The organism is Collinsella sp. AF08-23 (assembly GCF_003479805.1).
Lineage (GTDB): Bacteria > Actinomycetota > Coriobacteriia > Coriobacteriales > Coriobacteriaceae > Collinsella.
The window spans coordinates 16,646-29,705 of record NZ_QUHV01000001.1; the positions used below are offsets into that span (position 1 = coordinate 16,646).

8 protein-coding genes are annotated in these 13,060 nt (G+C 59.4%); 7 read left to right on the plus strand and 1 reads right to left on the minus strand.

All coding sequences use genetic code 11. The annotated features are described in order from the left end of the window. Positions 1 to 24 precede the first annotated feature (24 nt). The 7 genes from DWV48_RS00065 to DWV48_RS00095 all read left to right on the plus strand — a co-directional run bounded on the left by DWV48_RS00065 (position 25) and on the right by DWV48_RS00095 (position 10,257). The gene (locus DWV48_RS00065) at positions 25 to 4,965 is read left to right on the plus strand and encodes a discoidin domain-containing protein (protein ID WP_233545978.1); all 4,941 of its coding nucleotides are present in this window, start codon (positions 25 to 27) and stop codon (positions 4,963 to 4,965) included. Positions 4,966 to 5,179: 214 nt separating this feature from the next. Then, positions 5,180 to 6,388 carry a peptidylprolyl isomerase gene (locus DWV48_RS00070; protein WP_118652180.1) on the plus strand — a complete coding sequence of 403 codons (1,209 nt, stop codon included), beginning with the start codon at positions 5,180 to 5,182 and terminating at the stop codon, positions 6,386 to 6,388. Between the two features lie 9 nt (positions 6,389 to 6,397). Then, on the plus strand, positions 6,398 to 6,844 hold the full coding sequence (locus tag DWV48_RS00075) for a GatB/YqeY domain-containing protein (protein ID WP_118652183.1): 447 nt from the start codon (positions 6,398 to 6,400) through the stop codon (positions 6,842 to 6,844). A 284-nt stretch (positions 6,845 to 7,128) separates the two neighbouring features. Then, positions 7,129 to 7,506, plus strand: coding sequence for a GntR family transcriptional regulator (locus tag DWV48_RS00080; RefSeq protein WP_118652186.1), 378 nt, complete (start codon positions 7,129 to 7,131; stop codon positions 7,504 to 7,506). 2 nt (positions 7,507 to 7,508) lie between these two features. Further along, a complete protein-coding gene (locus DWV48_RS00085) occupies positions 7,509 to 8,465 on the plus strand; it encodes an ABC transporter ATP-binding protein (RefSeq protein ID WP_118652189.1) in 957 nt (318 codons plus the stop codon). Beyond that, complete coding sequence (locus DWV48_RS00090; RefSeq protein ID WP_118652192.1) at positions 8,462 to 9,172, plus strand: ABC-2 transporter permease; 711 nt, start codon at positions 8,462 to 8,464, stop codon at positions 9,170 to 9,172. The genes DWV48_RS00085 and DWV48_RS00090 overlap by 4 nt, the downstream gene beginning before the upstream one ends. A gap of 284 nt (positions 9,173 to 9,456) precedes the next feature. Then, a complete protein-coding gene (locus DWV48_RS00095) occupies positions 9,457 to 10,257 on the plus strand; it encodes a tyrosine-protein phosphatase (RefSeq protein ID WP_118652195.1) in 801 nt (266 codons plus the stop codon). A gap of 298 nt (positions 10,258 to 10,555) precedes the next feature. Here DWV48_RS00095 and DWV48_RS00100 read toward each other — a convergent pair whose 3' ends face one another. Continuing rightward, positions 10,556 to 12,913: an LTA synthase family protein gene (locus DWV48_RS00100; RefSeq protein WP_118652198.1), complete on the minus strand. Its 2,358-nt coding sequence runs from the start codon at positions 12,911 to 12,913 to the stop codon at positions 10,556 to 10,558. Between the last annotated feature and the right edge of the window lie 147 nt (positions 12,914 to 13,060).

Here is a 13,060-nt window from a genome sequence, read left to right on the forward strand (position 1 = left end):
ATACGCAAACGGAAGGGGATGCGTATGAAGAAGCTACGCTGGGGAGGAGTCGTCGCGTGGTGCCTTTCGGCGCTGTGTGCCGCGACGATGCTCCTGCCTGCGCAGAAGGTGTACGCCGCCGAAGGCAACTTGGCGCTGAACAAAAACGCCGTTGCCGACAGCCAAGAGGCCGATTCGGTTAAGGCGAAGAACGCGACCGATGGCGACACGACTTCGAAGTCGTCTCGTTGGGGTAGTGCGGTTGACGCCAGCCATGGCGAGCATTGGATTTACGTTGATCTGGGCAAGGACGAGAAGGTCTCGTCCGCAAAGGTCTACTGGGAGGCCCGCAAGGCCACGGGATTCAAGATCCAGGTCGCGAAGGCCGAAGATGCAAAGGATAACGACTCGACCAAGTGGACTTGGAAGGACGTCTATACGACGACCGAGCGCCCCAAGGACAAGACGAGCGTCATCAATTTCGATACGACGTCTGCGCGCTATGTTCGGCTTCTGATCACCGGCTTCACGGGCAATGACCCGTATGGCGATGCCGTCGATTGGGATGCGGTCTCCATTTACGAGCTCGAGGTATATGCCGACAAGCAGACAGAGACGCCTGATGAGCCGACTACCGAGGCAACCAACCTCGCACTCAAGAAGGCCACCAAGGCCAGCAAGGACTACCACAACAAGAACGGTGCCCGTGCAGTCGATGGCAAGAAGGAGAGCAAGAGCAACGATCGCTGGATGACCGAGACCGCGCCGACCCAGTGGCTGCGCGTTGATCTGGGTAAGGAAGAAACCATCAAGCACTTCAACATCCAGTGGGAAGATGCCTCCAACTACGCAACCAAGTTCGAGGTGTACGTCTCCAACGATGAAAGCGTCTGGAACGCCGAGGGCGACAACTACCAGAGCTGGGGCGCCCCGGTTGTCAATGAGCAGAACAACACTAAGGGTCTCAATGAGATTACCCTGAAGACTCCTGCGACCGGTCGTTACCTCCTACTGCGCGTCACCGGTATGAGCACAGGGTATGGTGTCTCCTGCATGGAGTTCGAGGCATGGAACCAAGTGCCCGCTGCGCCCGAGAAGCAGCCTGCGGACTACCTCAACGACATCAAGGTCGCCGAGGTCACTGCCGACACCAAGACGCTCTCCTATACCCTGCCTGAAGACGTTCCCGAGGGCTACAAGATCAAGTACAACGGCACCGACTACGAGCAGGTCATCGATCTGAATGGCACCATCTACCGTCCGATCTCCGACGTGACCGTCAAGGCCTCCTTCAAGATCGAGAACACCAAGGACAACACGGACTACGCGTTCAAGGAGTTCGACGTCAAGGTCCCCGGCAGCATGACCGCCAAGGCCGAGGCTAATGCCGCGCCGCAGATTCTGCCTGAGCTCCGCGAGTGGGTTGGTGGCGAGGGACAGTTCGCCGCATCTGCCGCCAAGCGCGTAGTGTACGGTCAGGACTCGCTCAAGGTCATGGCCGAGGACTTTGCCGCGGATTTCCAAATCATCACGGGCGTTAAGCTCGAGGTGGTCCAGGGCACCGCAGCCCAAGCTGGCGACATCTTCTTCACGCTCGGCGCCGACAAGGTTCAGGGCCTCAAGGATGAGGGCTACCTGCTCGAGGCGAGCGCCAACAGCATCACCGTCAAGGCCGAGGCCGTGGCGGGCGCCAACTGGGGCGGCAAGACCATCCTCCAGGGCATGAAGACGGGCAACTCCACCTTCCCGGTGGGCACCACCCGCGACTACCCCCTCTACAAGGTGCGCGGTCTCATCCTCGACGTGGGTCGAAAGACCTTCACGCTCGACTGGCTCAAGCAGATGACCGAGCAGATGGCATGGTTCAAGCTGAACGACTTCCAGATTCACCTGAACGACAACTATATTCCGCTCGAGGAGTACACCAAAGCGGGGAAGGATGTCTTCCAGGCGTACTCTGGCTTCCGTCTTGAGTCCGACATCAAGAAGGGCGGCAACGACGGCAAGAACCAGGCCGACCTCACCTCCACCGACGTGTGGTACACCAAGGCCGACTTCAAGGAGTACATCGAGCACTCCAAGGCGCTTGGCGTGAACATCATTCCCGAGATCGATACCCCGGCGCATTCGCTGGCGCTGACCAAGGTGCGTCCCGACCTGCGTCACGGCACCGATGGACGCCAGAACGACCATCTCAATCTCACTACGCTGTATAACGATAGCCTCAAGTTCGTCCAGAGCATCTTTGACGAGTACGTGAAGGGTGGCGAAAATGCCGTTTTCGCCGGCTCAGATGTCATTCATATTGGCGCGGATGAGTACAGTGCCGACGGCAACGCATACCGCACGTTCGTGAACGATATGTTCAAGTATGCCGAAGGGAACGGAAAGACTGCTCGTGTGTGGGGTTCCCTCACGAGCATCAAGGGTACAGTTAATGTCAGCGGCATCTCCGAGTCTGGCCAGCGCCGCCAGATGAATCTTTGGAACCCTGGTTGGGCCGATCTTAAGCAGATGTACGATTTGGGCTTCGAGCTTATCGACTGTCAGGACGGTGTCTTCTACGTCGTTCCGAATGCAACGTACTACTACGACTACCTGGGCGATGCTGCTTACACCGACGGACTGAACAGCATTAGTGGGTACTCTGTTCCCGCTGGCGATCCGCAGATGATCGGTGGTGCATTTGCCGTCTGGAACGACATGTGCGACAACCAGGAAAACGGCATGTCCGAGTATGACATCTATGACCGCATCAACCGCTCCGCTGGTCTGTTCGGTGCCAACAGTTGGGGCAAGAGCGGCTCGATTGATACCGCTGCCGCCAAGGAGATCGTTGCCAAGCTCGGTGACGCCCCCGGTAGCAACTTTGGTTACGACGTCGCAACTACCGAGGATGGCACCATCGCTCAGTGGAACATGGACGACTTGTCGGACGCCTCTGGCCTGAAACGCGACCTTGTCGAGGGCGAGAACGCCAAGATTGAGAAGGTTGACGGCCGCGGTGCCCTCAAGCTCAACGGCGGCGAATCCTACGTGTCCGTCAAGGACGACGCCCTTACCACCCTCGGTTTGGGCAGCGATCTGCGCGTGAAGGTTAAGCGTACGAGCGCGTCGACTGACGAGCAGGTTCTGTTCGAGTCCGAGTACGGTGCTATCAAGGCGGTTCAGAAGGACACCGGCAAGGTCGGCATCACCCGCGAGAACCGCGATTACTCCTTCAACTACATCCTGCCGGTCGACGAGTGGGTTGAGCTTGAGTTCAAGAACGAGTTCGAAGTCACTACGCTGTATGTCAACGGCGAGAAAGTAGAGACTATCGGCTCGACCGGTAACGGTAGCCGCGGCAAGCTCAAGGCCACGTGCATGCTCCCGGTCAATACGCTGGGCTCTGCCACGAACGCCTTTGAGGGCTATGTGGACGATGTACGCGTGACCGAAGCCTCCGAAGAGCCGCTTGCTTCGACAATGCCTCTCGACTACGCGGTCATCACCGCTGAGAAGGTTCTTGCCGAGCAGGACGTCCCCGGGCTGCGCGCACTTCTTGAGCAGGCATATGCCCTGTTCCTGAACGCCAATCCGGCCAAGGCAGACATTGACAACCTGGTTGCGCAGATCAACGCTCTGCTAACCGACCAGGACGGCAAGCCTTCCTACGAGGCTGCCGACTACTGTCGCCTTGACGCCTACGCGCAGCTTCAGCTTGACGGTGACGCCGCAGCACTGTTGAACGAGCTCTTTACCGACGCGTCTGTTGCGCGCGTTCAGGCCGCATGGGCTCAAGTCCGCGAGAACCTGCCTGCGGGCATGCAGTCCACGGTCGATTCGTATGAGAGTGCCATCGTGAGCGCGCTTGACGCGCTCGAGCTCAAGACGGGAGGCGACCTCACGCTTGTTGATCAGGGCAAGCTTGCAGCAACCGCCAACTCGGAGCAGACTGAAGGAGAAAACGGTAAGGCCTCAAATGTTCTCGATGGCAACCTTGGTACGTACTGGCACAGCATGTACAGCCCCAGCAAGCCCAGTGGCCCACATAGCATTACTCTGACCAGCAAAGAGGACGTCATGACGCTTGGCGGACTGGTGTACACCGCTCGCAGCGGCCACGGTAACGGTACGGTTCTCAAGTATACGGTTATGGCATCAGAAGCTGGCACTGACGAATCGATGGTTGAGGTGGCTAAGGGTTCTTTGAAGGATGCCGATGGTGCGCAAACCATCACCTTCGATAAGCCTGTCAGGGCAAAGGCGATCAAGCTCGTTGTCGATGAGGGCAAGGGCGGCTTTGGCAGCGCCGCCGAGCTCAATCTGATCAACGCCGATGTAAAGCCCGACTACACGACCCTGCAGACGCTGGTTGACGCCGCGAAGGCCATTCAGAAGGACGGTTCGTGCGAGCACGATGCCTTCACGGCCGAGACATGGGATGCCTTGCAGGCCAAGATCGCCGAGGCCGAGAAGGTCATTGCCGATCAGAGCGGCGACGTCAACTCCGTCTTCGCACTCAAGGGCGAGCTCGCTCAGGCAATTGAGTCTCTGCGTCTTGACGAGAAGACAGCCGATCCCGACGAGGACGAGTTCACCGTCACCTTCGACGATCGCATTCCCGGACATGAGGATCGTGTAATCGTGGTCAAGAGGGGTGACAAGGTCCCCGTTCAGCCCATGCCCGAGCTTGCCGGATATCTGTTCGACGGCTGGTTCACCGATGGCTATAAGGGCGGTTGGAAGAACAAGTGGGACTTCGACACGCCGGTCACGAGCGACCTTATGCTCACGGCCAAGTGGGTCGAGGACGGGGATGCTCCCGTTGCTCCCGAGACGCCCGATGATCCTTCCGATGAGCCTGGCGCGAACAAGCCCAACGGCGGACTGCCGACCACCGGAGACAATTCCATGCTCCTGGTGGTGGGTGTGGGCGCAGCTGCCGTCATCGCAGTTGCGGCAGGTGCGGTCATGATTGCCCACAGCCGCAAGACGCGCTAGCGTCGTCCCCCGCACTCCCTTGGTGGCACGGGGCTCTCTGCGCATGCGGAGGGCCCCGTGCCTTGTGTGCTGAGGGCCCCGTAAAGGGAAGTGTGTGGGAATGCTCGAATACCATCCGCATCTAAAAGTGCGTGTGAGACAATAACCAAATGTGTGAACACGGGACTCGTCGCCCAAGCGACGAACCATACAGAGCTACGAAAGAAGACCTCAAATGGCAGTGAGTAAACGAAGCGCCAAGATCAAGCGCGACCCGGTGCCCGAGGCGGCGCCAAGCAAAAAGCAGGTGAAGCAGGCGCGCAAGGAAAAGCTTTCCAAAGCAGGCAAGATTGTGCTCGTGGTGATTGGCATCGCCGCCATGTTGCTTTCCGTGAGTGCGATGGCGTGTTCCGGCGTGCTCAACCAGGTGCAGAGCCAGGAGGACTATAAGCTCACGGGTGGCGTCGCGGCAACCGTGAACGGCGTCAACATTAAGGAAGACACCGTCACCGAGCAGATCATGAGCCTGCGCCAGAGCTCGTATGAGAGCGATGAAGACTGGGCGACGTACTTGTCTCAACAGGGGCTTACGCCCGAGAGCTATCGCGAGAACGTCATCGATTCCATCGCCCGCCAGCACCTGCTCACGCAGGCGGAGAAGGAGTACGACATCACCGTCTCCCAAGATGACCTTGACGAGGCCTGGGACGAGGCGGTTGAAAACTACGGCGGCGACGAGGACACCTTTGTTGATATGATTACCCAGTTCGGGTTCACCAAAGAGACCTACCAGGAGAACACCAAGAGCTCGCTCGCTCAAGAGAAGCTGCGTGAGAAGGTCGCATCTGTCGAGGACCCCACCGACGACCAGATCGTCTCCTACATCAATGAGAATCTCGACACCTACAACGATGCCCGTCGTTCGTCCCACATCCTGTTCAAGGTCGCCGACGATGCAACTGATGAAGAGAGCGCTGAGGTTGAGGCCAAGGCTCAGGAGGTGCTTGACAAGCTGAACGCCGGCGAGGTCGAGTTCGCCGATGCGGCGAAAGAGTACTCCGAGGACTCATCCGCCGATGACGGTGGCGACGTGGGCTGGGATAAGCTCACCACCTTTGTGACCGAGTATCAGGATGCGCTCAGCGCGCTCTCCACGGGGCAGATGAGCGGTCTGGTAAAGACGACCTACGGGTACCACATCATCCTGTGCACCGATCAGTTCAACGTCGAGAGCGTTTCTTCCGCTGACGAGATCCCCGAGGCTATCCGTGATGCGATTTCGAGCAAGATCAAGACCGAGGAGGAGAGTGCGAAGTACTCCACGTGGCTGAATGATTACATTGACAAGGCCGACATCAAGATTAACGAGATGCCCGAGGATGCTCCGTATAACGTCGATATGAGCAAGGCGAAAGCGGACGAGGACACGGATTCCGAGGAGTAGGGGATAGTAATGACGTACGAAGAGCTTCATGCCGAGATGGTCGCCGCTATGAAGGCGAAGGATAAGGTTCGTTTGGGCGTCACCCGTCTGGTGCTGGGCGAGCTCAAGAACGCCGCATCGCGCGGCGGGGCGCATGAGATCACCGAGGAGGAGACGACCGCCCAGATCAAGCGCACGCTCAAGCAGACCAACGAGACACTCGAGATGTCTGAGAAGGCGGGCAACAACTCCGAGCGCACCGAGAACCTTCGCGAGCAGGTGGCCGTGCTCGAGAGCCTGCTGCCCGCTCAGGTGTCCGGCGACGAGCTCGCGGCCCTGATTGACCAGGTTATCGCCGAGATCGGCGCGGAGTCCAAGAAGGATATGGGTCGTGTGATGGGTGCGCTTACCAAGGCGACGAACGGGAACTTTGACAAGCCCGCCGCCGCGCAGATGGTGGGAGCCCGCCTGGCATAGCGCGTGTAAAAAGGGCACGTGCAAAATGGGGACAGACCCCTTTTTACACATCACGGGCAGCAGGAGGAGGTCCTGCTGCCCGTTTTGTTTTGAAGCGGCTGCGCATCCCGCGCTTTTCCCTCAACCCGTATCTTCAAAAAATGCTTGCACTGTGTATAGGTGTGTATATACTGTAACTATCGAGTATATACAGTATGCTCGGTTGTGGTCGCCTCATGACGTCTGGGAGCGACCGTGGCGCGACGGGGACGCCCAACGCGCAGACGGGAAGGGAACATTGATTCGTGGAAATCATCATTTCGAACTCGAGCAACCAGCCCATCTACGAGCAGATCGTCCGACAGGTCAAAAGCCAGATCATGGCAGGCGACCTGGTGGCGGGCGAGCAGTTGCCCTCGATTCGCGCGCTCGCGAATAGCCTGCGGGTGAGCGCCATCACCACCAAGCGCGCCTACGCGGACTTGGAGGCGCAAGGCTTCATCGAGACGGTGCAGGGCAAGGGAAGTTTTGTCGCCGGCGGTAACGCCGAGATACTGCGCGAGGAACGCCTGCGCGAGATCGAGGAGCGCCTGCTTCAGGCCATCGAAGCTGGCAGGGTGCTCGATTTGGGCGATGAGGAGCTCATCGAGATGATGAGGACCCTTTTGGAGAGTGACGACTAGCTATGACTTCATCACGAGTGGGCGCGCCTCTTATCGAGGCTCGCAATATCACCAAGCATTACGACGGCTTCACACTGCAGGGCGTATCCCTCACGGTGGAACCGGGGCAAATCGTGGGTTTTATCGGGCAGAACGGCGCGGGTAAATCAACGACCATCAAGGCCCTGCTCGGCATCATCGGTATCGATGCGGGCGATGCCCGAATCTTGGGTGTCGATGCGCGCGGGCTGTCCGGCGCCGACGCCGCGGTGAAGGAGCGCATCGGCGTAGTGTTCGACACCGTTTCGATGCCGCCGCATATCAAGATCGCCGAGGTCGGCAAGCTTATGGAGCGCGCGTATCGGAATTGGGACGCGCGCGTGTTCGAAGAGTATCTTCACCGGTTCAAGCTCGATTCGAAGAAGGCGATTAAAGAGCTGTCTCGCGGTATGGGTATGAAGTTGAGCTTGGCTTGCGCCCTGGCGCACAACCCGCAGGTGCTCATCTTGGACGAGGCGACCGCCGGGCTCGACCCCATGGCACGCGATGAGGTGCTCGACATGCTGCGCGAGTTTGTGGCGGTGGAGGATGCCGCGGGAAACCCGCAGCATGCGATTCTGATGAGCAGCCATATCACGAGCGATCTCGACAAGATCGCCGACACGGTGGTGTGCATCGATGACGGGCGTATCGTGTTTGCCTGCGACAAGGACGAAATCTGCGACCTCATGGGAGCGGCGCGGTGCCGTGCGGCGGAGGTCGAGCAGGTGCTGGCGAGCGCGCAGGCGCCTATGGAGGTGCGCGTTTTGCATCACGACTATGGTGTGGACCTGCTCGTTTCCGATCGTTTTGAGTTCATGCGCGCGTTCCCGCAGATCCCATGTGACCGCGTGTCGATTGACGACTACATGGCGCTCGTCCTCAAGGGCACGGTCCTGCATCCGCGTGACGGCGTCCAGAAAGGCGGTGATGCGCGATGATGCGCATGCTCAAGATGGAGCTCACGGTGTCTGGGCAATACCTCAGGCAGCTGGCGTTCAGCATCCTGTTCATGGCGGTGTGTTTCACGGTGGGCATGGGCAGCACTTCCATGTTGCCGGGCATCATTTTCATGATGGGGATGTTCAGCCTGTCAAATAGCGCGAGTCATTACGACGAGCAAAACGATTGGGCTGCGTTTAGGTTGACCATGCCTGTGTCGCGCAGAGATGTGGTGTTGGGTCGCTATCTGTTCGTGCTGGCGGGCACGCTGATCGCGTCGCTGTTCGTTTCCGTAGCGGCGTGCCTGCTGTCCTGGATGGGCGGGGCTTCGCTGCTTCCCGAGGTGGTCGCCAACATGGTGCGCCTCGATGCGGATATGATTCGGGCGGGGGTGTTCGCCCTTGCGTTCTGCAGTGCCATGGGGTTTGTGACCGCATCGGTGTCCATGCCGGTGTTCTTCAAATTCGGCCAGACCAAGGCGACGCAGTGGCTGCCCTTCATCATGATGTTCTTGGGAGTTGCGCCGTTAATGGTGGGCGGCTTCATGGGCGAGGAGGCCATTATGGCCATGCAACAGGCGCTTTCGTTCGCGGAAACGCCTGAGGGCCTGACGTCGTTTGCCATGGGCGCTTTGATCTCCGGTGTGGTGTGCTATATCGTGAGCGCGCTGGTCTCTCTGCGGGTGTATAAGGCGCGCGACCTGTAAGGGTGCGCAAATGCCAAACAGTCTCAATTCGGGGACTGCCCCAACGCCAAACGTTCAATTCGGGGATCATCTTCATCCAGGGACCATCTTCAATTTGAGAGAGCGGGGCGGGTGCAATGGAATCCGCCCCTTTGTTTTGGCGATTCGGGCATTTCGAGGCAGAGCGGGATGCCGTAAACGTTGCGTAAGCAAGTGGCGAACACCGAGCGATACGATGTAGTGTACAAACCGCATGGAAAAATCCAGCGTATGAGAGCTTCGATTCGCAAGGTGGATTGGCACATATGGAAATTGCAACTGAGCGGCGCGATGCCGCAGTTCATTCCGCCGGCCCCCAGCAGCTTCCGCTTGCCCGCGTGAGAAACGTGCGCGATTTGGGCGGGTGTGCGTATAGGGCGGAGGACGGCTCGCAAGGGGAAACGGCATACGGCATCTTTCTTCGCGGCCCGTCTCTTCGCAAATTGACACCTGGAGACTATGAATATCTGCAGGAGTACGGAGAGGGTCTGAAATGCGTTGTCGATTTGCGCAGCGATTTTGAGGTTGGTCATTGGCCCGATCCTTATGCCCGCGGCCGAGACGGTGTGGCGTACGTGCATGTTCAGATGCTCGACCAGCTCAATTCGGGAAAGTTTCGTGACGCACTGCCGGATCGCATGTCGACGGTGTACAAGGGGCTGCTCGACAATCACGCTTCGAGCATCCGACGCGTGATGGAGTCGATTGACGCCTTCGGGCAGGATGGCTGCACGCTGTTTCATTGTCGGGCGGGCAAAGACCGGACGGGCGTTGTGGCGATGTTGCTGCTGGGACTCGCTGGGGTTTCGGATGAGGACATCGTTGCGGACTATGCGGCTACGCAGCGGTATCTCGGGCGGGGGATGCGTGCTCAGCGCGTGGCTGTTTCCGCACTTTTGTGTCGTCGCGCTCCTCGTTGCCTGTTCGAGGCGATTCCCGCCGAGATGGAATTGACGCTTGAGCATCTGCACGAGCGCTACGGAACGGTCCGGGAGTATCTGGAGGGTCACGCCGGGGTTCCCGTCGCCGTGCTCGACCGGATTGCGCATCGACTGAGGTTTGGGTGATCGCTTCGTGGGGGGGGGTGCGGCGTGTCGGAAAGTTCATGAATGGGACTTTTGGTAATTAGAATTCGAAACCGTGAAATGGCGGGTGAGAAGTTGGGAGCCCGACCTGCGGATTTGTCTTGGCGTTGGGGTTGTCTACCGGGCAAGGTCGGAAAGTAATTACCAAAAGTCCCTCAAGTGAAAAACGGAGACGGCAATCATATGCAAAACCCCTGCATGTTTTGATCGCATGCAGGGGTTTTGACGTCATGATATGCAGAAGCGGGCCGAGCGCTTGCCTCTTGACCTTTCGCTCGGGTTACTTGATTTGCGTCGTGCCGGGCGCGAGGTTCGGATCGGTCTCGTTCGCGGCGCTCTGGCGAAGCTTGGTGTACACATCCTTGCCGTCGCCAAAGAGCTCGTAGTACTGAATCGTGGCGTACTCGGAGCGCGCCTGCATTGCCTTTTGCAGCGAAGTATGGGCATCTCCGCCGTTCTCATCCTCCTTGACGCTGGACAGGTAGATGGTGCCGGTGGCGTCAAGGTAACCGGTGGTGTTGATGGCGGGCAGCGCGTTGCGCAGGGTGAGCTGAGCCTTCTGGTAGTCGTTGAGCGGCGCGCCGATGATGTTCATCATCTCGGTGCCCAGGTAGTTGGTGGAGAGGTTGTCCACATGGCTGTCCTGGTCGTTGCCGGCGACATCGTAGTTCGCCCAGATGAGGTAGTCGGTGGTCCACAGGCGCATGTTGTGCTCGGCCTTATCCTCATTGGTGAACCAGCGGTTGTTGTACTTGTCGGGGAAGAACGGCTGGTGGTCGCCAAAGAACACGAGCACGACGGGGCGGTCGAGCTTGCGCAGCTTGCCAACGAAGTCCTTGAGCGCGCGGTCGGATTCCTCAATGAGGGACAGATACTCGTTGACCTCGTTGTTCACCGCGCCGTCGATCAGGTAGTTGTTCAGCTTATCGGGCGGGAGCAGGCCGGTGTCATAGCCGGAGTGGTTCTGCATGGTCACGTCGAAGATGAACTGAGGCGCGGAGTCGGACTCGAGCATCTCGAGGATCTTGTCGTAGGTGGCGGCGTCGGACACCATGCCGCGGAGCTTCTCGGCATCCTGGAAGTCGTTGATCGTCATGAAGCGATCGAAGCCGAAGCCGGAGTAGACGTTCTCGCGGTTCCAGTTGGTGCCGTGGTTGGGGTGCATGGCCGTGGTGGTGTAGCCCAGATCCTTGAACTGCTCGGCGAGATTCTTGGTGTCGAGCAGGTCGTAGATCGTGTAGGGGTACACGCCCGACCCAAGGTAAGACATGGAGTTACCAGTGAGGAACTCGAACTCGGTGTTGCAGGTGCCGCCGCCGTACGCGCTCACGTAGAGGGTGCCGCGCGAGAGGGTGTCGGGGAGGTTCTTGAAGAACTGCGGGCCGTTGTAGCCGGCATGCATGTTCTGGTAGATGGAGAGGTCGGAGAACGTCTCGTTCATGATGGCGATAACCGTGGGCTTTTCCTTGGCGAATTGGGCCTCGGCATCGGTGCGCTGCTGGGTCTTGCCGGCAGTCTCGTCGTACTCGCCGGCGAGCTTCTTCTCGAGCTTTTCGGCCTTGGCCATATCGTAGTCTTTAGGCACGGGCGGCTTGATGGTCTGCGCGGAGGAGATGAACGTGGGGATGAAGCCCTGGCGGTAGTAGCTCTCGAGCGGGCGCCAGGTGTACACGGTGATGTTGAGGGTGTTGTAGTAGTCGATGAGCGTGACGTGGGCACCAACGCCAACGAGGCACAGGGCACCGATCAACAGGTTGGTGAGGAAGAGGCGGCGGTTGCGCTTGGCGGGCTCGGGGCGGAAGACGCCGGCGAGCGAGCACAGCAGCATGGAGATGGCCAGGAAGGTCATGCCGTACAGGCCGAACGCGCTGAAGATGTAGGTGAAGCCGCCACTCACCGCAGCGGCAGTGCCCAGGGCGGAAAGGTCGGCGGGCTGGATGGGCATGGACTTGAACGTGATGACGAAGAACTGCGCCATGCCGATGCCCCAGCATAGGAAGGCGACGAACGCCGGGGCGCCACCGCGACGCTGGAATAGGTAGAACAGGCCGGCCATGACGGCGGTGATGAGTGCCCACTCAAGCAGGATGCACAGCGGGTAGCACCAGGTGAGGTCATGGTTGGAGGGGGTTTCGAGCCCGAGCATGGCGAACAGGCCGGCGAGCAAGAGCAACATCACGCAGACCGCGGTGGGGCGGTGCAGCGCGATGCGGAGCTCGTGGGCGCGGCCGCGCAGCTTACGGCCCAGGCGACCGATGCGGGAGAGGTCCTCGTCGCGGGTGATGCGATGTGCGCACGCATCGTACTTGTCACATGCACCGCAGTCGGGTCGGAAGGTGCGGGCGGCGAGTTCGTCACCGAAACGCATGTAGGATTCGATGCGCGCCCAGGTGATGTCACGCGCGAAAGAGGCCCAAGTGCAGGCGGTGAGCACGGCGTTCAGGATGATGGGAGAGAGGATGTCGTCGGGCGCCATGCCGAGAAAGCCCAGCGCGACGGCAATGGCCTGCATGATGCAGAACGTGATGCCCCAGCCCATGCCGGAGCGATCACCCGATTCCTTGCGACGGGTGAGCTCCCGACGGCCCAAGTAGGCGGAGGCGACAAGCCCCGCGATGGATACGATGGCAGTGAACATACGACAACCTCTTCTTCGCTCAACGGATGTTGAAGCAGGCGGCGTGCCCAAATCCTGGACAGCGCTTACCCGGCCTTGATAAACATGTGCTACGCGCGGAAGGCGACAAGGGAACATACTACCCACGGATTGTCGAGATTTAGTCGA